General features: G+C 67.5%; 22 protein-coding genes, 3 pseudogenes and 1 riboswitch. Of the genes and pseudogenes, 3 read left to right on the top strand and 22 right to left on the bottom strand.

Annotated features, from left to right (window positions below):
• Positions 1–161: 161 nt before the first annotated feature.
• From VFP86_21510 to thrC, 4 genes and pseudogenes are all read right to left on the bottom strand, one after another.
• Positions 162–347, bottom strand: a pseudogene (locus VFP86_21510) (DDE-type integrase/transposase/recombinase).
• Between the two features lie 364 nt (positions 348–711).
• Positions 712–1,029: a transposase gene (locus VFP86_21505; protein HET9002226.1), complete on the bottom strand. Its 318-nt coding sequence runs from the start codon at positions 1,027–1,029 to the stop codon at positions 712–714.
• A 74-nt stretch (positions 1,030–1,103) separates the two neighbouring features.
• Positions 1,104–1,364 (bottom strand): annotated as a pseudogene (locus VFP86_21500) (MoaD/ThiS family protein).
• Positions 1,365–1,386: 22 nt separating this feature from the next.
• Entirely contained in the window at positions 1,387–2,619 is a 1,233-nt protein-coding gene (thrC, locus tag VFP86_21495; GenBank protein ID HET9002225.1) for a threonine synthase, read from the bottom strand.
• A 104-nt stretch (positions 2,620–2,723) separates the two neighbouring features.
• Positions 2,724–2,835: riboswitch (SAM riboswitch) on the bottom strand.
• 88 nt (positions 2,836–2,923) lie between these two features.
• On the opposite strand from thrC, the gene VFP86_21490 reads away from it, so the two are divergent.
• On the top strand, positions 2,924–3,673 hold the full coding sequence (locus VFP86_21490) for a prolipoprotein diacylglyceryl transferase (GenBank protein HET9002224.1): 750 nt from the start codon (positions 2,924–2,926) through the stop codon (positions 3,671–3,673).
• 28 nt (positions 3,674–3,701) lie between these two features.
• Positions 3,702–4,181, top strand: a complete 480-nt coding sequence (locus VFP86_21485; GenBank protein HET9002223.1) for a cupin domain-containing protein — start codon at positions 3,702–3,704, stop codon at positions 4,179–4,181.
• An 89-nt stretch (positions 4,182–4,270) separates the two neighbouring features.
• Here the strand turns inward: VFP86_21485 and VFP86_21480 are convergent, their stop codons facing one another.
• The 16 genes and pseudogenes from VFP86_21480 to VFP86_21405 form a co-directional block, all read right to left on the bottom strand.
• Entirely contained in the window at positions 4,271–4,555 is a 285-nt protein-coding gene (locus tag VFP86_21480; protein ID HET9002222.1) for a 4Fe-4S dicluster domain-containing protein, read from the bottom strand.
• Positions 4,552–5,853 carry an FAD-dependent oxidoreductase gene (locus tag VFP86_21475; GenBank protein HET9002221.1) on the bottom strand — a complete coding sequence of 434 codons (1,302 nt, stop codon included), beginning with the start codon at positions 5,851–5,853 and terminating at the stop codon, positions 4,552–4,554. The genes VFP86_21480 and VFP86_21475 overlap by 4 nt, the downstream gene beginning before the upstream one ends.
• An 11-nt stretch (positions 5,854–5,864) precedes the next feature.
• Positions 5,865–7,301 (bottom strand): NADH-quinone oxidoreductase subunit N, encoded by a 1,437-nt coding sequence (locus VFP86_21470; protein HET9002220.1) that lies wholly within the window; start codon positions 7,299–7,301, stop codon positions 5,865–5,867.
• Positions 7,301–8,854, bottom strand: a complete 1,554-nt coding sequence (locus VFP86_21465) for an NADH-quinone oxidoreductase subunit M (GenBank protein ID HET9002219.1) — start codon at positions 8,852–8,854, stop codon at positions 7,301–7,303. Before VFP86_21465 ends, VFP86_21470 begins: the two co-directional genes overlap by 1 nt.
• On the bottom strand, positions 8,851–10,728 hold the full coding sequence (nuoL, locus tag VFP86_21460) for an NADH-quinone oxidoreductase subunit L (GenBank protein HET9002218.1): 1,878 nt from the start codon (positions 10,726–10,728) through the stop codon (positions 8,851–8,853). Before nuoL ends, VFP86_21465 begins: the two co-directional genes overlap by 4 nt.
• Positions 10,729–10,740: 12 nt before the next feature.
• The gene (nuoK, locus tag VFP86_21455) at positions 10,741–11,046 is read right to left on the bottom strand and encodes an NADH-quinone oxidoreductase subunit NuoK (protein ID HET9002217.1); all 306 of its coding nucleotides are present in this window, start codon (positions 11,044–11,046) and stop codon (positions 10,741–10,743) included.
• Positions 11,046–11,585, bottom strand: coding sequence for an NADH-quinone oxidoreductase subunit J (locus tag VFP86_21450; protein ID HET9002216.1), 540 nt, complete (start codon positions 11,583–11,585; stop codon positions 11,046–11,048). Before VFP86_21450 ends, nuoK begins: the two co-directional genes overlap by 1 nt.
• Positions 11,586–12,071 (bottom strand): NADH-quinone oxidoreductase subunit NuoI, encoded by a 486-nt coding sequence (nuoI, locus tag VFP86_21445; GenBank protein ID HET9002215.1) that lies wholly within the window; start codon positions 12,069–12,071, stop codon positions 11,586–11,588.
• Positions 12,068–13,057, bottom strand: coding sequence for an NADH-quinone oxidoreductase subunit NuoH (gene nuoH / locus VFP86_21440; GenBank protein HET9002214.1), 990 nt, complete (start codon positions 13,055–13,057; stop codon positions 12,068–12,070). The genes nuoI and nuoH overlap by 4 nt, the downstream gene beginning before the upstream one ends.
• Positions 13,058–13,075: 18 nt before the next feature.
• Positions 13,076–15,550: an NADH-quinone oxidoreductase subunit NuoG gene (gene nuoG, locus VFP86_21435; GenBank protein HET9002213.1), complete on the bottom strand. Its 2,475-nt coding sequence runs from the start codon at positions 15,548–15,550 to the stop codon at positions 13,076–13,078.
• Between the two features lie 2 nt (positions 15,551–15,552).
• Positions 15,553–16,827, bottom strand: coding sequence for an NADH-quinone oxidoreductase subunit NuoF (gene nuoF, locus VFP86_21430; GenBank protein HET9002212.1), 1,275 nt, complete (start codon positions 16,825–16,827; stop codon positions 15,553–15,555).
• A gap of 1 nt (position 16,828) precedes the next feature.
• Entirely contained in the window at positions 16,829–17,305 is a 477-nt protein-coding gene (gene nuoE, locus VFP86_21425) for an NADH-quinone oxidoreductase subunit NuoE (protein ID HET9002211.1), read from the bottom strand.
• Positions 17,302–18,480 (bottom strand): NADH dehydrogenase (quinone) subunit D, encoded by a 1,179-nt coding sequence (gene nuoD / locus VFP86_21420; GenBank protein ID HET9002210.1) that lies wholly within the window; start codon positions 18,478–18,480, stop codon positions 17,302–17,304. Before nuoD ends, nuoE begins: the two co-directional genes overlap by 4 nt.
• The gene (locus VFP86_21415) at positions 18,477–19,037 is read right to left on the bottom strand and encodes an NADH-quinone oxidoreductase subunit C (GenBank protein HET9002209.1); all 561 of its coding nucleotides are present in this window, start codon (positions 19,035–19,037) and stop codon (positions 18,477–18,479) included. The genes nuoD and VFP86_21415 overlap by 4 nt, the downstream gene beginning before the upstream one ends.
• 35 nt (positions 19,038–19,072) lie before the next feature.
• Positions 19,073–19,543: pseudogene (locus VFP86_21410) on the bottom strand (NADH-quinone oxidoreductase subunit B family protein).
• Complete coding sequence (locus VFP86_21405) at positions 19,534–19,890, bottom strand: NADH-quinone oxidoreductase subunit A (protein ID HET9002208.1); 357 nt, start codon at positions 19,888–19,890, stop codon at positions 19,534–19,536. Before VFP86_21405 ends, VFP86_21410 begins: the two are co-directional and overlap by 10 nt.
• A 183-nt stretch (positions 19,891–20,073) precedes the next feature.
• Between VFP86_21405 and VFP86_21400 the strand changes: the two genes are divergently transcribed.
• Entirely contained in the window at positions 20,074–20,325 is a 252-nt protein-coding gene (locus VFP86_21400; GenBank protein ID HET9002207.1) for a hypothetical protein, read from the top strand.
• A gap of 2 nt (positions 20,326–20,327) precedes the next feature.
• Here the strand turns inward: VFP86_21400 and VFP86_21395 are convergent, their stop codons facing one another.
• On the bottom strand, positions 20,328–21,479 hold the full coding sequence (locus VFP86_21395) for a cysteine desulfurase family protein (protein HET9002206.1): 1,152 nt from the start codon (positions 21,477–21,479) through the stop codon (positions 20,328–20,330).
• 2 nt (positions 21,480–21,481) lie between these two features.
• Complete coding sequence (locus VFP86_21390) at positions 21,482–21,850, bottom strand: MerR family transcriptional regulator (GenBank protein HET9002205.1); 369 nt, start codon at positions 21,848–21,850, stop codon at positions 21,482–21,484.
• Positions 21,851–21,880: the final 30 nt, after the last annotated feature.

The raw sequence follows: 21,880 nt of genomic DNA, 5'->3' as shown, positions 1-21,880 counted from the left end.
CAGCCGAACTGCTCCTCGTAGAACCGCGCCAGCGCTCTCCAATCCTTCGCGATCAGATTCGTGTGGCCGAACTTCGCGCCTGCGATCATCGCATGTCCTCCGATTACGGTTTGCACCACTTCGGGAACGCATTCGAATGGTGTGTCAGGTCTAACTCGTGATTAAGTTACTTCACCCACCCCTGCGGCAGGCCGGCGATTCCACAGCGCCATATTCAATGCGTCCAACACCAGCGTCGTTTCCAGCAGCACGCTCATCGCCCAATCGACCACACGACTGCTGAAGACGTCCAGCACAACCGCGAGGTATAGCCAGCCGGCGCCGGTCCCCACGTACGTGATGTCCGCTACCCAGAGGCGAGCGTCTCAAACTGCCGTTGCACGCGATCAGGAGCCGGTGCCGCGGCGCGATCGCGCCAGGTGGTGCGCGGCGGGCGGCGCCGATGCGCGCCAACGAGGCCAACTGCGCGCATCAACCGGGCCACGCGCTTGCGGCCGCACCGCACGCCCAGGGCCTGCAACTCGGCGTGCACCCGCGGTGCTCCGTAGGTCCGCCGACTGCGCGTGAAGATCGTCTGGATCTGCTCCTGCAACGCCGCGTCGGATTGCGCTCGCGCAGACAGCGGCCGATCTTGCCAGGCGCAGAAGCCGCTGGGGGAGACACCCAGCACACGACAGTGATGGCTGACGGAGTGTGCGGCCTTCTCTCGCTTTACGAACTCGAAGGCCGCCCCGGCTTCGAGTGGGTCTCCTGCGCGAAGAAGGCGGCGGCTTTTTTCAGGATTTCCCGTTCTTCTCGGAGCACACGGTTTTCACGGCGGAGGCGGCGGAGCTCGACACGCTCTTCGGTCGTGAGGCCGTCGGTGAGGCGGCCGGCGTCAAGGTCCGATTGCTTCACCCAGTTGCAGAGCGACTGATCGGCGATCCCCAGATCCTTGGCGACTGCTCCGATCGATTTCCCGCCCTCCCGGACGAGCCGTACGGCCTCTTCCCGGAACTCCAGCGGGTAGGGCACCTTCCTCCGTCCCATCGTGGACCTCCCCCGGGGCTATTACCCCAACAGTAAGGTGTCCACGAAACCGGGTCAACTTCACCTCCGGCCATGGCCGGGACGATAGAGACCTCCGCCCCTTCCCCGAGGGGTGTCTGGAGCCCGGAGAGGAACCGAATATCTTGCTCATTCACAAAGATGTTCACGAACTGGAGCACCTCACCCCGCTCGTCTAGGATCTTCGCCCGGATCCCGGGGAATCGACGATCGAGATCGCCCAGCGCCTGCGCCAGGTTGCTCCCGGTGACTTCAACCACCCGCTCTCCATTCGTGATCCGGCGGAGCGGTGTGGGAATACGCACGTGCACAGCCATCGATGTCTACCTCCGAGGTGCCCTAGTCGCCTGCGAGCGCAAGGACGCGCTCCTCGAACGACGCGAGGGTCGGCTTGATGGTGACCGCGGTCTCCACCACGTCTTCCACGGCTTCGATCGCTTTGAGACCGATGCCGGTAATGTACGCGACGACCACTTCGTCGGGCCCGATCACCCCGGATGCGGCCAGCTTGCGCAGGACGCCCACGGTGACGCCGCCCGCGGGCTCGGTGAACAGCCCCTCGGTCTCCGCGAGCAGGCGAATGGCACCGACCGTCTCGTCATCGGTAGCGGATTCGACGGCCCCACCGGTGCGCCGCGCGAGATCGAGGACGTAGTGGCCGTCGGCCGGAGCGCCGATCGCGAGCGACTTCGCGACCGTGCTCGGCCGGACCGGGACAACCTTGTCGCTCTGTTCGCGGTACGCGGTGGCGATGGGACCGCAGCCGTCTGCCTGAGCCGCGGTCATCCGCACCGTGCAGCGGGGGATCAGCCCGAGATCCTGAAACTCCTCGAAGCCCTTGTGAATCTTCACGAACATGTTGCCCGAGCCGACCGGCACGATAACGCGGTCGGGGGCCTTCCACCCAAGCTGCTCCGCCACCTCATACGCCAGTGTCTTGGCGCCTTCGGAGTAGTAGGGCCGCAGGTTGACGTTCGCGATCGCCCAGCGGTGCTCGTCGCCGATCTCGAGGCAGAGGCGGTTGACATCGTCATACGTCCCATCGACTTCCACCACCGTGGGCCGGTAGACCGATGTCGTAATCACTTTGGCCCGCTCTAAGCCTTTGGGGATGAACACGACGGCGCGAAGACCCGCCTTGGCGGCATGCGCCGCGACCGCATTGGCGAGGTTACCGGTCGAGGCACAGGAGAAGACGGTGAAGTCAAACGTCTTCCCGGCGGCCAAGGCGACCGCGACGACGCGGTCCTTGAACGACCAAGTGGGGTTGCGGGTGTCGTTCTTCAGGTAGAGATGGCGGAGCCCGAGCGCGTCGCCGAGCCGGTGGGCCGGGACGAGCGGCGTGAACCCGGGGGCGAGGTCCCACTCCGGGACCCGCGCCGCCGGCAGAAGGTCCTGGTACCGCCAGATCGAGAGTGGCCCGGAGACAATGCGGTCCCGCAGCGCCTCCCCGCCGAGACCCTCGAGATCGTACTCCGCCTCGAGCGGCCCGAAACAGTGCTCGCACACGAAGATCGGCTCCGTTGGGTACCGCCGGCCGCACTCGCGGCAGACCAGCCCGCTCACTGCCATCTCTCCCCTCCCTCTCCAAGCCGCTCTCGCTGCCTGGGCGCGCCGGACCCCGCAGATCTCGGCACAACAAAAATCCCCCTCCAACTCCGCGAGGGGGATCATCCCTCTTATCTACCGGAATTGGATCTTCCGTCGGGAATTAGCACCACGCCAGGTGGGCGCCTGGTAGGCTGCCGGGTTTCATCGGGCCCGTCCCTCAACCGCTCTGGATAAGAGTTGCTATTCAGTTTGAAGCCAGGTTATCAAATCACCCCCCTAGTGTCAAGAATTTTTGCCGTTGCTATACTATTAGCGCATGCACCCGGTGCTCCTCAAGGTTGGGCCGTTCGTCCTCCGCTGGTACGGCGCCATGATGGGCCTCGGGCTGTTTCTCTCCATCCCGGTCACCGCCCACTTCGGCGAGATGTTCGGGATCGCGCGCCACCTCATCGTGGACTCGCTCTCTTTCCCGTTCCTCGTCACCGCGCTCGTCGGCGCGCGCGTGGGGTACGTCGTGTCCCACCCGCAAGATTTTGCGGGCGATCCGCTGGCGATCGTTCGGCCGCCCTACGCCGGGCTGGCTTCGCACGGGGCCATCGCCTTCGGCCTGATCTTCCTGGCCTGGTGGTGTCCTCGTCACAAGGTCCCGGTGTGGCGGATGACGGACGCGATCGCACCGGCGATGCTGCTCGTAATCATCCTCGTGCGGTGGGGCAACTTCATGAACGGCGAGCTCTACGGCGATCCGACGTCGCTGCCGTGGGGGATCGTCTTCCCGGGGATCCCCGGCGGCCCCCGCCATCCGGTCCAGTTGTATGAGATGATCGGGACCATCCTGATCCTCGCGTGGGTCGTCGGGGCGGCGGGCCGGCGTCCGTTTGACGGCTACCTCTTCTGGTCGGCCATCGTCGCCTCGTCCGCCCTGCGGTTCCTCCTCGACCTTTTACGGAGCGAAGACCGAACCGTCGTGTTCTTCACCTGGGGGCAGATGGCCGCGCTCGTCTTGATCGGGTGGGGCGTGTCGTTCCTGCGGGCCCACGGCCGCCAGACGGACGGGAGGCGCCTGGTTAATTAGTTTGCCATGAAATACGCGGGGGTGCACAGTGACCACCGGTAGGGACGGATACTTCGTGTTGCCGGGAGTAGGGAAGAAGTTCGAACGGGATCCGGATCGACCCGTGCTCGTGAAGGCCTCCGGTGAGGATACGGATGGTGCGTTTGCCGTACTTGAAGAAACCGTCGGGCCGGGCGGCGGAGGCCCGCTTCACGTGCATCGTGACAGCGACGAATTGATCTACGTCCTGGAGGGCGAGTTTCGGTTCCGAATCGGCGAGCGGCTCACCAGTGGAACCGCCGGGACACTAGCGTTCGTCCCCAAGGGCGTGGCTCACAACTGGCAAAACATCGCCCGCCGACCCGGCCGAATGCTATTTGTCTTGCAGCCCGCCGGATTTGAGAAGTGTCTTGAGGATATAAGCCGAATCCCGATCTCGCAGCGTGATCTGGCAACATTGAAACTCGCCTATCAGAGGCACGGCGCCGATGTGCTTGGTCCGAGGCTCCCCCCTATCGGACAGAGTTGAGACATTCTGACCAATAGACAGCGTTGCCGCACGTGGCGGCGATAAGACGGGACGCTTCGCGAGGTGGGGCGGCGGTGGGTCCTGATAGTCTAGCCGTGCTGCCACTCGATGCCGAACCCGCCTCGGGGAAGCCGCCAGTCGATGTTCCGGTAGGGGCAGCCGAGAATACAGGACGTGCACTCGACGCAGTTGTCGTGGGACGCGACGATCTTCTCGCCGTCCCACACGTACACGTTCGCCGGGCAGAACGTCGTACAGGGGCGCTTCCACTTCGGCCCGCAGGTCTCCAAGCAGACGTGCTTGTCCTTGATGCTGATGTGCGATTGCTTGTCGTGCTTCCAGCGGAGCATGTAGAGCTTCTCCTCGATCTTCATCCCATCGCCCTCCAGGCTTCGACGGCATCGCGCATCAACCGCCACCACGGGCGCCGGTCGAGGAGCCGGCGGAGGATCTTGCGCTGCTTCTCCCGCTTGCCGACGCCATCTATGGTCAGCATCTCATGGATCGCCTCGCTCAGCAATTCGGGATAGACCTGCAGCAGATCGGCCCGCCGCTCCACAAGTTCCGGCAGCCGCTCGTACTTCCTGAGATCCTGCAGCACGAACGACGCCTCCAGCAGTTCCCGGTAGTGCGAGAGCGTGCGCGCGGACCAGTCCCCTGCCCGCTTGGCCTGAATCGCGGCCTCGCCGGCCATTCGGCCCGCCGCCATGGCGAGGTTGCTGCCCTCACGGTGGAGGTTGTTGACCATCATCGCCGCATCGCCGACAACCATCACCCCATCGTCGAACAGGCGCGGCATCGACCGGAACCCGCCCTCGGGGATCGCATGCGCCAGATATTCGCGCACCGTCCCCCCGCGGAGCAGCGGCGCCACCATCGGGTGCGTCTTGAACCCCTCGAGCAGGTCCCATGGGGTAATCCGGGTCTCCATGAACTGGGAGATCAGCGCGCCGATGCCGACGGACAGCGATTCGCGGTTTGTGTAGATGAACCCGTACCCGGCCATCCCCCGCGTCACGGCGCCGTACACCTCGATCGTGGCACCGGTCCCCGGCTCGAGTGTGAATCGCTCCTCGATCGTCTCCGCAGGCAGGGCGATGATCTCCTTGACGACGAGCGCCATCTCGTTTGGCTCGAGCGGGCGCCCCAACCCGGCTTTCTGCACGAGGAACGAGTTCGCTCCGTCCGCGATCACGACCACGTTGGCTCGGAGGTCCCCCTCCTCGCGGCCGGTGCGAACGCCCACGATCCGGCCGTCCTCGCGGAGCACGTCCTCCACCGTGGTCCCGGAGATCAGGAGCACACCGGCCGCCTCCGCCTGCGCGGCGAACCAGCCGTCGAAGGGGACGCGGAGCACCGTGAATGCGTTCGGGGGAGTGCCGGCATGCGGCACGTGTTTGTGGCCCGCCGTCACCACGGTCTCGGGGGTCGTCAGCCACAGCCGTTCGTCGACGACGGTCCGTTCCAGCGGAGCGGTCTTCCAGAACTCCGGGATGATGTCGGCGAGCATCCGCCCATACATGACGCCGCCCATCACGTTCTTGACCCCCGGCCGATCCCCGCGCTCGAACAGGACCACACTGAGGCCGGCGCGGGCCATCGTCACCGCCGCCGAGACGCCGCCGGGTCCCGCACCGACGACGATGGCGTCGAATTGTTCTTCGGAGGGCACGGGCCGAGATTCTACCTCAAGGATGCGGCGGCCTGCTGCACCGCCGCGGTGAAGCCCGCGGGGAACAGCCCGAGCCAAAACACCCCCGCGATCGCGATCGCAAGCGCGGCGCCGACAAACCAGTTTCGGATCACCGCCACCGCCTGCGGGGCGTCCCCGGAGAGTGCCACGTAGGCGACCCTGAGATAGTAGTACACCGACACCACGCTGGTGAGCACCCCGACGAGGGCCAGCGCGGTCTGATGTCCCCCCAAGGCGGCGCGGAAGAGGTAGAGCTTGCCGATGAACCCAGCCGTCGGTGGCAGGCCGGCGAGGGACACCATGAAAACGGCAAGGGCAACCGCCGCCCACGGGACCCTGCCCACAAGACCCGAGAGGTCGTCCAACCGGTCCGCTTCCGCGCCCTGGCGCTCCAGGAGGAGCAGTACGCCGAACACCCCGAGGTTCATCACGGCGTAGACCAAAAGATAGAAGAGCACGCTCCAGACTCCCGCCGCGCCGCCGGATGCGACCCCGATGAGCATATACCCGGCGTGGGCGATCCCGGAGTAGGCCAGGAGCCGTTTCACATTGGTCTGGAACAACGCGGCGAGGTTCCCGAGCACCATCGTGACGATCGCGATCCCCGCCAGCGCCGGCATCCATTGATCCGCCAGGAGGGGAATCCCGAGCGGGAAGACCCTCAGGAGCCCGGCGAACGCGCCGATCTTCGCCACCACCGACATGAACGCGGTGACCGGAAGCGGCGCGCCCTCGTAGACGTCCGGGGCCCAGGCGTGAAATGGGACGAGCGCGGCCTCGAATGCCAGGCCGATCGTGAGGAGCGCGACGCCCGCATCGAGCAGCGGTGAGCGCGCGGCCTCACCGATCCGGCGCAGGTCGATCGAGCCCGTGGCCCCGTAGATCAGCGCGAGCCCGTACACGAAGAATGCGGTGGCGAACGCCCCGAGGAGGAGGTACTTGAGACCGGCCTCCTGCGAGCGCTGGCTCCGCCGCGCCAGCCCGGCCAGGATGTACAGCGGGATGCTCAGGATCTCGAGCCCCAGGAACAGGGTGGCGAGCGTCCCACTCGCCGCCGTCACCATCGCGCCGACCGTGCTGAGGAGCAGCAGCGCATAGTACTCGCCCGCGGGAAGGCGGACCCTGGTCAGATAGGAGGGCGAGAGCAGGATCGCCACGCCGGCCGTTCCCAGGGCCGCCACGTCGACGACCCGGGTCACCTGGTCGCGAATGTACATGCCGGCGAACCCCACGCCGGCGGTCCCTCCCGCGCCGTTCCACACGAACGCGATAACAACGGCGACGAGCGCGATCCACGCCGAGCCCGGCCGGGGCGCGGCCGAGTCTGAGGCGGGTCCGGTCTCCCACGCGTCCCAGAGGAGCACGACGAGGGCGGCGACCACGAGAATCAGCTCGGGGCCAATCGAGAGCACTTCGCGCGTCCCCATCACCGGACAGTCACCGGCCCGTGGGATCCGACACCATGCCGCCGCGCCACCGGTCCGACATCGATGCCCGCCGCGGACGCACGGCCGACGAGCGCGCGCACCGTCGCTTCGCTCCGCTCGAGCAGCGGACGCGGATACAGCCCCACCCAGAAGATCACCACGATCAGCGGCACGAGCACCGCGACCTCGCCCCGCCTCAGATCCACCATCGACGCGAGATCCGCCCGCGTCGGGCCGTGAAAGATCCGGCCGACCCACGCCAGCAGGTACGCCGCCGTGACGACCACGCCCAGGGTCGCCAGGGCCGCGTACGCCGGATGCGCTCGGAACGTCCCCACGAGAATCAAGAACTCGCCGACGAACCCGTTGGTCGCGGGCAGCGCGAGTGAGGAGAGCACGACGATCAGCGTCGCGGCCGCAAGTCGCGGCGTGACAGCGGCGATCCCCCCGTACTCGTCCGTGCGGACGCGGCCGGTGCGCTCGATGAGCATCCCGCCGATCAGGAACAGCGCCCCCGTGCTGATCCCGTGGTTGATCATCTGGATCAGGCTGCCCTGGATGGCCGGGACGTTGAGCGCGAAGATCCCGAGGAGGATGAAGCCCATGTGGCTCATGCTTCCGTACGCGAGCAGCCGCCGCAGGTCGGACTGCGCCCAGGCGACCGCGCCGCCGTAGAGGATGCCGATCACGGCGAGGGTCGACGCCAGCGGGCCCAGCACGCGCATCGCCTCGGGAAACAGCGGCAGGCAAAATCGCAAGAACCCATACGCCCCCGTCTTCGCCATCACCGACGCGAGCAGCACGGTCACCACGGGCGGGGCCTCAGCGTACGCATCCGGCTGCCAGGTGTGGAGCGGCCACACCGGCATCTTGATGGCAAACGCCACGGCAAAAGCCAGGAAGAGCAGGCGGCCGAGGCTCCCCCCGATGCCGAGCGGGTGCGCAAGCAGGGCTGGCAGATCAAACGTCGCCTGCCCCATTACCCGCTCCCCCTGCAGGTACACGGCCACAATGGCCAGGAGCATCAGGACGCTTCCGGCCATCGTGTAGATGAGGAACTTGATCGCCGCGCGCGCGCGCCCGGGACCGCCCCACAAGCCGATCAGAAAGTACATCGGGATGAGCATGCCTTCCCAGAACACGTAGAACAGGACGAGGTCCTGGGCGAGGAACGTGCCGAGCAACCCCGCTTCGAGCAGCAGCACCGTGATCACAAACGCCTTGACCCGAGCCGCCACCTGGCCCGCGGAGGAGGCGAGCGCGATGGGAAACAGAAACGCCGTGAGCGCGACGAGGGTGACCGAAAGACCATCCACTCCCACGTGATAGGTCATCCCGGTCTTAGGGACCCAGGGAATCTTCTCTTCAAACTGGAGGCCGGCCCCGCCCGGGACGAACCGCGCCCACACCCATGCCGCCAGGACGAACGTCAGAGCCGCGCTGAGGAACCCGAGGATCCGGATCTGGCGCTCGTGGCGCCGGTCGATTCCCGCGGCCGTGGCCGCGCCCAACAAGGGCAGCAGGATGAGCCAGGTGAGCGGTCCGGCCGTCACCGGGACACCCAGAAGACGAGCAAGAGGATGGCGCCGATCAGGATGAACGCCGCGTAGTGGGTGAGGTATCCGGTCTGGAGACCGCGGAGCGCTTGACCGGTCCGGCCGATCGAGCGCGCCACTCCGACGAGGGCGGCATCGATCACCGACCGATCTCCCACGGCGGCGGCGCGGGCCAGCGCGCGGGCGGGGGCAACCACAACCGCGTCGTAGACGGCTTCAACATAAAACTGGTGACGCAGCAGCCCAGACAGCCATGGGGAACCAAGCCGGAGAGTCCGCCGGACGTATCTCCGCCAGGAGACGGCGATGCCGGCGACGGCGATGAGCAGGCTCACAGCGACGAGCGCCGCCTCTCCGGTCCACGTCCCCCCACGCGGCGCGGGGGCCGCGCCCGCGGCGATGACCGGCTGGAGGAACCGCTCTAGCACGCCGGGATGCGTAAACGACCAGCCCAGCGCACCGCCAACGACGGTGAGCCCGGCGAGGAGCCGCATGGGCGCGTCCATCAGGGGCGCCGGATCGTGGGCCGCCTCACCGAGGTCCCTCATCGACACCCCCAGGAAGGTCAGGGCAAAGGCCCGCACGATGTACACCGAGGTCAGGCCCGCAGCGGCCACGCCCACGACCCACAGCCAGACGTGGGCGCGGAACGCCTCGGCGAGAATGAGATCCTTACTGAAGAAGCCGCTCAGCGGAGGGATCCCCGCGAGCGCCAGCGCGCCGACGGCGAACGCCCCCGCCGTCCGCGGCAGCCGGCGCGCCAGCCCGCCCATGCGCCCCATGTCGGTCTCCCCATGGAGCGCGTGCATCACGCTGCCGGCCGCGAGGAACAAAAGCGCCTTGAAGAAGGCATGGGAGGTGAGGTGGAACATCCCCGCCCCAAACGCCCCGACCCCGACCGCCAAAAACATGTACCCGAGCTGGCTGATCGTCGAATAGGCCAGGACGCGCTTGAGATCGGGCTCCACCAAGGCACATGCCGCGGCGAAGATCGCCGTGATCGCCCCCACGGCGGCGACCAGGTCCATCGCAAACGGTGCGCGCAGGAACACCGCGTGGAGCCGCACGATCATGTAGACGCCGGCCGTCACCATCGTCGCCGCGTGGATCAGGGCGCTGACGGGCGTCGGGCCTTCCATCGCGTCCGGGAGCCAGACATACAGCGGCAGCTGCGCCGATTTTCCGACGGCGCCGGCGAAGAGCAGGAGCGCGAGCGCGGTAGCGGCGCCTCCCCCGAGCGCGAGCCGGCGGGCGGCCTCCTGGGTCATCACGGTGAAGTCGGTCGTCCCGAAGAGGCCGAACGCCAGGAAGATGCCGAGGAGAAATCCTACGTCGCCGAGCCGCGTGACGAGGAACGCCTTGACCCCGGCCGCCGCCGCCGCCGGGCGCGTGAACCAAAAGGCGATGAGGAGGTAGCTGCACAGCCCGACGCCCTCCCAGCCGATGAACATCACGACCAGGTTCCCCGCCAGGACCAAGGTGAGCATCGCGGCCATGAACAGGTTGAGGTAGGCGAAGTATCGCGCGAACCCCGGGTCCTCATCCATGTAGCCTACGGAGTAGACGTGGATCAAGAACCCCACGCCGCACACGACGAGCGCCATCGCGATCGAGAGCGGGTCGACCAGGAAGCTCAGGGCCACCTGCACGGGTCCCGCCCCGATCCAGCGATAGAAGTCGACGCGGGAGAGCGCGCCCGGAGCCGTCTCCACACGCCAGAGGAGCAGCGCCGCCGCGACACACGCGGCGCCAACCGTACCGCAGGCGATGACGGCGACGGCGCGCCGGCCCAACCGGCTTCCCCAGAGACCGTTGGCGATCCACCCCGCGAGGGGCAGCAGCAGGATGAGGGCGGCGAGGGTCCGGGTCACGTGGACCGCCGCCTATCCACGGAGGAGATCGACATCGTCGATATCGACCGTCTGGCGGGACCGGAAGATGTCGACGATGATCGCAAGCCCGACCACCACCTCCACCGCCGCGACCACCAGGACAAAGAACACCAGCAGTTGGCCGTCCACGTTGCCGCGCACGCGCGCAAACGTCACCAGCGACAGGTTCACGGCGTTGAGCATGAGTTCGATCGACATGAAGACGATGAGCGCCGAGCGGCGGACGAGGACTCCGATCATTCCGAGCGTGAACAAGAGCGCGCTCAGCGACAGCTGGTAGAGCGGTGGGACCACCATCAGCGCTCCTCCGGGGCCGGGGTGCGGCGTCCCCGATCCGGGGCTTCATCCGAAAGCCGGCGCCCCAGGGCCACCGCCCCGATCATCCCGACGAGGAGGACGATGGACGCCGCCTCAAACGGCAGCAGAAATCGCGAGAAGAGCGCGCGGCCGACCATTTGCACCGTCCCGAACTGCTCACCCACGGAGGCCGGGCTCTCCGCCGCGTGGCTGAGGACGATGAGGACGGCGAGGCCAAACACGCCGCACAACACGGCGCCGGCGACCGGCGACAGCACCGCCTGGATCCTCGGGTCCTCGCCGCTTCGGGCGGCCAAGAGCATGATAATGAAGATGAAGAGGACCACGATCGCCCCCGCGTAGATGATCACCTGCAGAGCCGCGATGAACTGAGCGTCGAGCAGCAGGTAGTCGACTGCGAGGCTTCCGAGCACCAGGAGGAGCGCGAGGGCGCTGTGCACCGGCCGGCGGGAGGCGATCACCCCGACCCCGCCGGCCAGAGCGAGGCACGCGATGAGGATAAACAGCAGGATCGCCACTTACACCTCCCGGTTGGGGTCGCGCCCCGATTCGCCCGGAACGCGCTCCGTCAGCCGGTCCTTGGTGTAAATGAGGGACTCGCGGGTATAGCCGGAGAGCTCAAACTCGTGGCCGAGCACGATCGCCCCGGTGGGACAGGCCTCCTCGCACAGCCCGCAAAAGATGCAGCGGAGCATGTTGATCTGGAAATCCGCCGCGAACCGCTCGCCCTTGGAGTGGGGATGCAGCGGATCGTTTTCCTCCGCGCGGACGTAGATCGACTGGCTGGGGCACGCGATCACGCACAGCTCGCATCCGACGCAGCGCTCCATGCCGTCGGCGAACAACGTGAGGTAGTGGCGCCCTTTGAATCGCGGCTGCACGGGGGATTTCGCGTCCGGGTACCGGACGGTCACGGGCGGCCGGAACAGGTACCGGCCGACGATGCCCAATCCTTTGACCATCGCCCAAGCCTGACGCAGCCGCCCAAGCACGAGCGCGCTCACCCCCCTCCGCGCCACACAATGAGGATCGCCGTCACCGCGAGGTTCGCGAGCCCGACCGGCACCAGGACTTTCCATCCGAACCCCATCAACTGGTCGTAGCGAAGCCGCGGCAGCGTCGCGCGGATCCAGATGAAGATGCAGACGACCACAAATACCTTGACGAGGAACCACAAGACCGGGGGCAGCAGCGGGCCCTGCCATCCTCCCAAGAACAGGGTGGCGCTCAGCGCGCCCATGGTAATCACGCCGACGTATTCGCCGAGGTAGAACATGGCGAACGCGAAGCCGCCGTACTCGGTTTGGTAGCCCGCGATCAGCTCTTGCTCGGCCTCGGGCAGATCGAACGGCGCGCGATTGGTTTCCGCGAGTCCGGCGATCAAGAACAAGAGAAACGCCAGAGGCTGCGTCACGATGAACCAGCGGTGCGCCTGCGCATGCACGATGTCGACCAGGCTGAGCGAGTTGGCCATCATCACCACGGCCAGCACCGCGAGCCCAAGCGTCAGCTCGTAGGAGACCACCTGGGCGCTCGACCGGAGCCCCCCCAAGAGCGAGTATTTGCTGTCGGAGGCCCATCCACCGAGAATGATCCCGTAGACGCCGATGGAGCTTGCGGCCAGCACGAGCAGGATCCCCACGTTCACGTCTGCGACGTAGAGCGGGACCTCGCGCCCAAATAGACGGATGGGGGGCCCGATGGGAATCACCGCGTACACGAAGAGCGCCGCGACCACCGAGATGAGGGGAGCCACGACGTACACGAACCGGTCGGCGCGGGCCGGGATGAAACTCTCCTTGAAGAGGAGTTTGACGCCGTCGGCGAGCGGCTGGAGCAATCCGAGCGGCCCGACCCGGTTTGGGCCGACGCGCAGTTGAAAGCGGGCGAGGAGGCGGCGTTCGAGCAATGTCACGTACGCGAACGCGGTGAGGACGCCAAAAAGGATGACCGCGCTCCGCACCGCATCCACCAGGATGGTCGTGAGCATCCGTCCGCCGCGCCCTGGCTACCCGGCCGCTTCCGCTCCGGCGAGGGCGGCCACCGTCACCGTCACCGGTGCCCGCTCGTCGAGGAGCGTGTTGACCGGGGCCGTGTCATACCCTCGGGGGATGTACGCGTGCCCGGAGCACAGACCGGGCCAGACCCGCACGACAACGCGGAGGGTCCCGCGCGCGGACCGGACCTCGCACGGCATCCCATCGGCGAGGCCCAAGCGACCGGCATCATCGGGCGGGACCGCGACAAAAGGGCCGCCCGCCTGGTTGCGGATTCCTGGACAGCGCATCGCCATCGTTCCGCGGTCAAACAGGCGGCTTCCGGTCAGCAGGACAAGGCCGCCGGCGCGACCAGAGGCTCCGGCGCCGGCGCCTCCCGTGCCGGACTCCGTGTCGATCGCCTGGCGCGGCGAGGCGACCCGGGCGCCTTCCCCCCATCCCGGGACCACCCGTCCGATCGCGGCGAAGATCTCCTCCCACGAGGCCGGCCCGAGTTCCACCCCGAGACGGGAGGCGAGGTGCACGAAGATCGTTGCGTCCGATCGCGCCAGGCCTGGACCCAGCACGGCCTGACCCTGACGCTGCACACGGCCCTCGATGTTGCAGACGGTGCCCGCCCGCTCCGCAAAGCTCAGCACGGGCAGCACCACGTCGGCCGCGGCGGCGGTCCGGGTCATGAACAGTTCATGGACCACCAGGCACCCGAGGCGCTTCCGGGCCTCGGCCCAGGCCGCGGCGTCGGGGTACTCCGTCGCGGGGTCGGCCCCGACGACGTAGAGGACCTGGAGCTCACCCGACCGTGCGGCCTCGAGCATACCGCGCACCGTCTTGCCGGGCGCGGTCGGGACCGGCCGGCCCCATTCCGCTTCCAGCGCCCCTCTGGCATCGACGGCGCTGAGCGGGCGGTATCCGGGCAGCATGTCGGGGAGCAACCCGAGCAGCTGCGCGCCCCCGCCGTTTCCGCGGCCGCGCAGCGCCCCGAAGTCAGCCGGATGCGCGGCGCGCAACCGATCCACGGCATCCAGCACCGCACTCCCGTCCGGACGCTCAAGCGCCGTTCGCCCCACGAGCACCACCCGGCGGCCGGCGGCGCCGGCCCAGGCCGCGGCGGCCGAGCCCAGGACTTCGCCGGACACGCCCGCCGCCGCCGCGGCAGCCTCAATGGAGATCCGCCCCGAGAGGGCATCGAGCAGGTGTGGTTCAGCGCCCCAGCGGTGCACGAGCGAGTGGCTCGCCCATCGAGCGATCTCCAGTTCCCATGGGCCGAGGATGATGAGGCGCGCCCCGCGGTCGACGGCCTTCTTGACCCGCAGCCAGATGATCGGGTACTCCTCGGTCAGGTCGCAGCCCAAAAGCACGATCGCGTCCGCCCGCTCGACGTCGGCGATCGCGACCTCGAGCCCCCAAGGCCCCCGCCCCGCCGGCAGCGGGTGCGCTGTGTCGACGCGGAAATCGATGGAGTTGGTCCCAACCACGCCGCGGAAGAGGTGGAGCAGCAGGAAGTTGTCTTCGTTGGTGGTCCGCGATCCGCCGATCACGCCAACGGCGTGGGGGGCGGCGCGAAGCGCGGATGCCACCCGATCGAGCGCGTCGTCCCACGTCGCCTCGCGCAGCGCGCCGTCCCGCCGGACGAGCGGCGTCGTCAATCGTTCCGGGCTGCTGGTGAACTCGTAGCCGAAGAACCCCTTGTCGCACAGCCAGATGTCGTTGACCTCGGGGGACTCACGAGGGCGTGTCCGGGTGACCTGACCCCCGCGGACGTTGAGCAGGGTCGCGCACCCGCATCCGCAGTGGGAGCAGACACTCGGCACGTGCGTGTTGTCCCACGGCCGGGCGCGAAACCGATAGGTGGCGCTCGTGAGCGCGCCGACCGGGCAGATCTCCATGGTGTTCCCGATGAACTTGCTGTGCACGGGGTCGGTGAACGGCGTCCCGATCTGGCTGTGGTACCCTCGCTCGAACCCCTTCAGCGCATCATCGCCCGCGATGATCTCGCCGAACCGGGTGCACCGCCAGCACAGGATGCACCGTTCGCGATCGAGGACCAGCACCGGACCCATCCGGATGTGCTTTCGATATGTGCGCTTCGTTTCGATGAATCGGGTCTGGCCGGGCCCGAACCGGAGCGTATTGTCCTGGAGCGGGCACTCGCCCCCTTTATCGCAGATGGGGCAGTCGAGGGGGTGATTGACCAGCAGGAACTCGAGGATGCCTCGCTGCCCCTCCTTGACCCGGCCGGTTTGGGTCCGCACGACCATGTCCTCGCCGGCTTCCTGGGTGCAGGAGGTCACCAGCTTCGGCATCTTCTCGATCTCGACGAAGCACATCCGGCACGCCCCAAGGGGCGGCATGCGGTCGTGGTAGCAGAACACCGGGATCTCGATCCCGACCTGATGGGCAGCTTGGTAGACCGTCGTCCCCCTGGGGACGGCCAGCGCCTGACCGTCGATCGTCAGGTGGACCATCTGCACCTTGTGCTCGTCCACGATCAGATCCTCGCCGCCGCAACGGCGTGCACGTCGCAGGTCCCCGTCTTGACGTGGTGCTCGTATTCCGCGCGGAAGTATTTCAGGGAAGCCCGGAGACTCGGGGGAACGCTCTCACCCAACAGACAGAAGCACGTGCCGGTCATGTTCCGGGCGATTCCATCCAAAAGGTCGAGGTCCTCCATGCGGCCTTTGCCCGTCAGGATCCGATCGAAGATCTGGGTCAGCCAGATCGTCCCTTCCCGGCATGGGGTGCACTTCCCGCATGATTCGTCGCGGTAGAACTCCACGGTCCGCGCCATCACCGCCGGGATGCAGGTCGAATCGTCCATGACGATGATCGCGCTCGACCCGAGCATCGATCCGATCTTCGCGAGGGACTCGAAGTCCGCGGGCGTATCCAGGGACTCGGGAGGGATGATCGCGGACGACGATCCGCCCGGAAACACTGTCTTGAGGGTTCGCCCGGCGCGCAGCCCGCCCGCGTGCTCGAAGATGATCTCGCGGAGCGGAGTCCCGAGCGGCAGTTCCTTGACACCGGGGCTGAGCACGTGCCCGGAGACCGAGTAGAGGATCGGGGGGCCGTAGGCGCGGTACCCCTCGGCGCCCAAGCCGAGGATATGGGGGAGGTGCGCCAGCGTCTCGACGTTGTTGAGGACGGTGGGCTGGCTGTACAGTCCCTTCACGGCCGGATAGTAGGGGGGCTTCTGGCGTGGGAATCCGCGCCGGCCCTCAAGACTTTCGAGGAGTGCGGTCTCCTCCCCGCAGATGTAGGCGCCCGCGCCCCGGTGGATCAGGACCTCGAGGTCGTACCCCGTCCCGAGAACGTTGCGGCCGAAGTAACCCCGCGCGTACGCGCCCGCGAGCGCCCGGCTCAACCGCTCGTACCCGGTAAAGAACTCCCCCCGGAGGAAGATGTACGCCCGGGGGATCTGGTTGGCGTATGCGGCGATGAGGATCCCTTCGAGCAGTTGGTGTGGGTCTTGCTCGACGAGAGTCCGGTCCTTGAACGTCCCGGGCTCGCTCTCGTCTCCGTTGACGACCAGATACCGCTCCCCTCCCTCGCGCTTAGGCGTCAGCTTCCACTTCCGGGCGGTCGGGAAACCCGCCCCGCCCCGGCCGCGCAGCCCGGCCGCCTCGACGATCTCGGTGATCTTGTCGGGCGTGAGATCGCGGAGCGCCGCCGTCGCGGCGCGGTACCCCCCCGTCTCGAGGTAGGCCTCGATGCGCTCGCGGCCGGGTTGACCGAAATACCGGGTCAGCAGTGGACGCGGCATGCTAGGGTAACCTCGCCAGCAGCTCGTCGACCGCTGCCGGAGTCACCCGAGCGTGCCGCTCGGCATTGATCAACAGCACGGGGGCTTCCTCGCATGCGGCGAGACACTGCACCGATTCCAGCGTCACGCGGCCGTCGGCCGTCGTCTGTCCGGGCCGGATCCCCAACCGCCGGCACAGATAATCCACGACCTCATCGCACCCGTTGAGGTGACAGGAGATGTTGATGCAGATCCGGATATGATGCCGCCCAACCGGCTCCAGATGAAACATCTCGTAGAACGACGCGACGGAGGCGACCTCGGTGAGCGGCAGCCCGAGCGCTTCGCCCACCTCCGCCATCGCGCCCTCCGCCAGATAGCCCACCTCCGCCTGCGCGACATGCAACGATGGAATCAGCGCCGAGCGTGCCTCCGGATACCCGGCGCGGAGGCGTGCGATCTCCTCCAGGGCGCCCCTGGACAGCATGCGGGCCGTCAACGATCCACGTCCCCGAGCACGATGTCGATGCTGGCGATGGCCACCACCACATCGCCCAGCGGCCGGCCTTCAACCATCGCCGGGAGCGCCTGCAGATTATAGAAGGACGGCGCGCGCACGTGGACCCGGACCGGCCGGTTGCTCCCGTCGCTCACGATGAAGTATCCCTTTTCGCCCCGCGCCGATTCGGTCGCGACATAGGTGTCCCCGGCCGGAGGATGGTAGCCTTCGCTGACCAGCTTGAATTGGTGGATCACGGCCTCCATGCTGCGCGCCAGTTCGTGTCGCGGGGGGAGCGCGACCTTGCGATCGTCAACGATCACGGGCCCGCCGGGAAGGCGCTCGAGCGCCGCGATCGCGATCCGCCGGCTCTGCCGCATCTCCTCCATCCGGACCCGATACCGGGCGTACGCGTCGCCCTCGCGCCGGGTCGGGATGTCGAACTCGAACTCCTCGTACCCCCCGTACGGGAGCAGTCTGCGGACGTCGTGCGCCACACCGGATCCCCGGAGCACCGGGCCGGTCGCCCCGAGACGGATCGCGTCCTCCCGGGAGAGCGTCGCCACCCCTTCCGTCCGCTCCCTCCAGATCAGGTTGTCGTCCAGCAGGCGCTCGTATTCGTCGATGCGCCGGGCCAGGTCGTCCAGGAACGACCGCGCCGCCGGGAAGAACTCGTCGGGGAGGTCGGCGGCCACCCCGCCCGCACGAAAGTACCCGGGCATCATTCGCTGCCCCGAGACCATCTCGGAGAGATCGAGAAAACGCTCGCGATCGGCAAACGCGTACATCAACACGCTCGAGACATTGAGATCGAGCGCGGCCGACCCGAGGTAGATCAGGTGGCTCGCGACCCTGTTCAACTCGCACATCAGGACGCGAATGCAGCGGGCGCGCGGCGGCACCTCGAGGCCCATCAGCCGCTCGACCGACAGGTAAAATGCCATCTCCTCCATGTACGCCGCGACGTACTCGATCCGGTCCACCAGCGTCACGTTCTGGAGGTATGTTCGCGTCTCCATTTCCTTCTCGATCCCGGTGTGGAGGTAGCCGATGACGGGCGTGCACTTGCGGACGATCTCCCCCTCGATCTCGAGAACGAGCCGCAGCAGCCCGTGCGTGCCGGGGTGCTGGGGACCCATGTTAATGGTAAGCGTTTCGCGGGTGCGCTCGATCATCCGGGCACCGGCGGCGGGTCGCCTCCAGATCCCGACGGGCTGTGCGGCCGGAAGAATGGGATGATTTCGCTCGGCACCTTTGGCGTGTGCCCCTTGAACTCCACCGCCTCCTCGGTCAGGGGAAAATCGCGTCGTAGCGGATGCCCCTCCCAGTCGTCCGGCATCAGGATCCGCCGGAGATCGGGATGCCCCTCGAAGACGACGCCAAACATGTCGTAGACCTCGCGCTCCGGCCACGCGGCGCCGGGGTAGACGCCCACCGACGAGGGCAGGCGCGGGTGCTCGCCTTCGATCTGCACTTTGACCGTCAGCCGGTCGGAGCCTCCCGCCTGCCCCAGAAGGTACACGGCCTCGAATCGCGGGGAAGCGGGCGCGCGGTCCCAGCAGGTCAGATCCACCAGCGCGTCGAGTGCGAGATGCGCTCGGGCGGCCTCGAGCACCTCGAGCAACACCCCGGGGGTCACGAGCAATGTGGGCCGGCCGCCTTCGTCCTTGGGGATCGCGAGGCCCCACGGCACATGGGGACGCAGGCGGTCGAGAAGCGGCCCCTGTTCCATCAGCGCCCCGCTGCTCAGGTCGCCCGCCGGGCGGAAGATCCCTGAGCGATCTTCTCTTGCAACAGGCGGAGCCCGTCGAGGAGGGCCTCGGGGCGCGGGGGGCACCCGGCGACGTACACGTCCACGGGGATGATCTTGTCCACGCCCTGCACGACGGCGTAGTTGTTGTACAGCCCGCCTGTGCTGGCGCAGTCCCCCATCGCGATCACCCACTTCGGCTCAAGCATCTGATCGTAGATGTGACGGACCACGGGGGCCATCTTCTGGCTGACCCGCCCGGCGACGATCATGAGGTCCGACTGCCGCGGTGAAGCCCGGAACAGCTCCGACCCGAAGCGGGCGATGTCGAACCTCGACGCGGCCGTGCTGATCATCTCGATGGCGCAGCACGCCAGGCCGAACTGCACCGGCCACAACGAACTCTTCCGCGCCCAGCTCACGATCCGGTCGACGGTGGTCGTCAAGACGTTGCGCTCGACGTCGCGCTCGGAGGAGATCACTCCCATTCGAGCGCCCTCCGGCGCACGAGGTACACATAACCGCATCCCAGCACCGCGAGGAACGTGAACATCTCCACAAGGCCCGCGTTCCCGAGCTCGCGCACCAGGACCGCCCACGGGTAGACAAACACGATCTCGATGTCGAACAGGATGAACAGCATCGCTACGAGGTAGAAGCGGATCGGGATGCGTTCACGGGCGCTCCCGATCGGCCACATCCCCGACTCGTACGGGAGAGACTTTTCGAGCGTGGGGCGACTGCCCCCCGCGAGCCGGTGCAGCCCGAGCAGCACGACGGCGAGCAGGATCGCAAGGGCGAGGTGGACGAGCACAGGGAGATATCCGGATATCATCTTGACCCCTTGGCGCCGGCGCGGCCCGCAGCAGCCCCGCGAGCGGGGCGCTCGTGCCACTCAACGCTTTCATGATTGCAGACTTGGGAGACCCTGTCAACGACACGAGTCCGCGGCCATCACGGTCCGGCATTTGCAGCCGGCGCTTCGCGACCATACAGTGAGAGCAACGGAGGTGTCGCCATGCTCACGTGTTCCAAATGCGGCAAGGCGTTCAAACCCGGCAGTGCGGGATGGATGGCGCGGCTCGAAGGACCGAAGGACGGGATCCTCCCCGAATCGCCGCTTGCGACGCTGCTCATCTGCCCCGAGGATTTCGCACAGCTGGAACCCGTGCAGAAGCGGATGTGGCACGAGTACATCGACCCACCCAGGGGCGGGCCCACCCGCGAGAAGCGTCCCGGCCACCTCGGAGTGGAACCGGTCGAGCCGTAGGCTTAGGCGGCCCGCTGGAGCCGAATCACGACATCGCGCAGGGCGGCGAGCGCGGAGGTCACGTCGGCTTCGGTCGTCCCCCGGCCGAGCGTGAGCCGGACCGCCGCCGCGGCACGATCCGGGGCCACGCCCAGCGCGACCAGCACATGCGATGGCTCCATGCTCCCCGAGCTGCATGCCGAGCCCGAGCTGGCCGCGACCCCCTGGAGATCGAGGCCCATGACGAGCGATTGGCTGTCGGTCCCATCGAACGAGAGATTGACGTTGTTGGACAGACGGTGCACGGGATCTCCGTTGAGGTGGGCACCCGGCAGCTCGAGCGCTTCACGGATCAGCCGATCGCGCAGGGCGATGAGGCGGGCCCGCTCCGGTTCCATCTCCCCAATCGCGATCCTCAAGGCTGCGCCAAACCCCACGATCCCTGGAACGTTTTCCGTCCCGCCGCGCCGGCCTCGCTCATGGCTCCCGCCCCGCTGGACCGGCGTCAGCGGAACGCCCGGGCGCACGTACAGGGCGCCCACCCCCTTGGGACCGTAGCGTTTATGCGCGGAGAACGAGAGGAGGTCGACGTGGAGGCCGTCGACGCTCACGGGCGCGGCCCCGACGAGTTGCGTCGCGTCGGAGTGAAACGGGATGTTCCGCGCGCGCGCGAGGCGCCCGATCTCCGCCACCGGCTGCAGCGTGCCGATCTCGTTATTGGCGGCCATGACTGAGATCAAGACGGTGTCCGCCCGGAGCGCCTTCCGCACATCATCAGGATCAACGATCCCCCGGCCATCGACGGGGAGGTACGTCACGTCGTACCCGCGGTGCTCGAGAAAGTGGCAGACTTCTAAGATGGCATGATGCTCGATCGTAGTCGTCACGATGTGGCGGCCGCGGGCCTCGGTCGCCAACGCAACGCCCGCGACTGCCAGGTTGTCCGATTCGGTCGCCCCGCTGGTAAAAATGATCTCGGCGGGCCGCGCGCCGACGGCGGCCGCGACCTGCGCGCGTGCTTGATCGACCGCGGCGCGCGCCTCCTGTCCGAGCGCATGTACGCTGCTGGCGTTGCCGGCCTGCTCGGTGAAGTAGGGGAGCATCGCGTGGAGCACGCGGGGATCGACCGGGGTGGTCGCCGCGTGATCCAGATACACGATCGTCGAAGGTCCCATCTTCATCGCATCCGCCTGGTCGGCCCGCCCCGGAATCCCCCGGCGGCGGTGGAAGAGCGCCGCCGGCGAACCCGGGGCTTCGGCCGTGCAATCACCCAATCGCGGTCGAGCGAGGCGGCCTGGCTTCGCTTGAGGAACCGCTTCACCTCATCGAGCGGAAGCCGCTTCGTCTTGAGAAGAAAGCTCGCGTGTTGGAGTTGCTCGATCTCCCGCCACGAGTACAACCGGGGGCCGCGCGCCGGCTTCCGAGGGCCGCCCCGTGGAGCCGCCGGAATGCCGTGGGTCTCCAATCGCCGAAGGGCCCGGGAGGTTAACCCTGTCAGCCCGAAGACGATCTGTGGGGTCAGAAACGGAAACTCGAGATCCTGCATTCGGGGACCTCCGGACACGAGTGCGGGCGC

The sequence above is a fragment of the bacterium genome (genome assembly GCA_035703895.1).
In the GTDB taxonomy this organism is placed as follows: Bacteria; Sysuimicrobiota; Sysuimicrobiia; order Sysuimicrobiales; family Segetimicrobiaceae; genus Segetimicrobium.
This window is presented reverse-complemented; position numbering and strand designations above follow the sequence as displayed.

Excerpts from the sequence above, each read along its gene's own strand:
- VFP86_21400 (HET9002207.1), top strand. The coding sequence starts at position 20,074 with ATGCTCACGTGTTCCAAATGCGGCAAGGCGTTCAAACCCGGCAGTGCG.
- VFP86_21395 (HET9002206.1), bottom strand. The coding sequence starts at position 21,479 with ATGGGACCTTCGACGATCGTGTATCTGGATCACGCGGCGACCACCCCG.
- nuoD (HET9002210.1), bottom strand. The coding sequence starts at position 18,480 with ATGATCGAGCGCACCCGCGAAACGCTTACCATTAACATGGGTCCCCAG.
- VFP86_21480 (HET9002222.1), bottom strand. The coding sequence starts at position 4,555 with ATGAAGATCGAGGAGAAGCTCTACATGCTCCGCTGGAAGCACGACAAG.
- nuoF (HET9002212.1), bottom strand. The coding sequence starts at position 16,827 with ATGCCGCGTCCACTGCTGACCCGGTATTTCGGTCAACCCGGCCGCGAG.
- nuoH (HET9002214.1), bottom strand. The coding sequence starts at position 13,057 with ATGCTCACGACCATCCTGGTGGATGCGGTGCGGAGCGCGGTCATCCTT.
- VFP86_21415 (HET9002209.1), bottom strand. The coding sequence starts at position 19,037 with ATGGAACAGGGGCCGCTTCTCGACCGCCTGCGTCCCCATGTGCCGTGG.
- VFP86_21470 (HET9002220.1), bottom strand. The coding sequence starts at position 7,301 with ATGGGGACGCGCGAAGTGCTCTCGATTGGCCCCGAGCTGATTCTCGTG.
- VFP86_21390 (HET9002205.1), bottom strand. The coding sequence starts at position 21,850 with ATGCAGGATCTCGAGTTTCCGTTTCTGACCCCACAGATCGTCTTCGGG.
- VFP86_21405 (HET9002208.1), bottom strand. The coding sequence starts at position 19,890 with ATGATATCCGGATATCTCCCTGTGCTCGTCCACCTCGCCCTTGCGATC.
- nuoK (HET9002217.1), bottom strand. The coding sequence starts at position 11,046 with ATGGTGGTCCCACCGCTCTACCAGCTGTCGCTGAGCGCGCTCTTGTTC.
- thrC (HET9002225.1), bottom strand. The coding sequence starts at position 2,619 with ATGGCAGTGAGCGGGCTGGTCTGCCGCGAGTGCGGCCGGCGGTACCCA.
- VFP86_21505 (HET9002226.1), bottom strand. The coding sequence starts at position 1,029 with ATGGGACGGAGGAAGGTGCCCTACCCGCTGGAGTTCCGGGAAGAGGCC.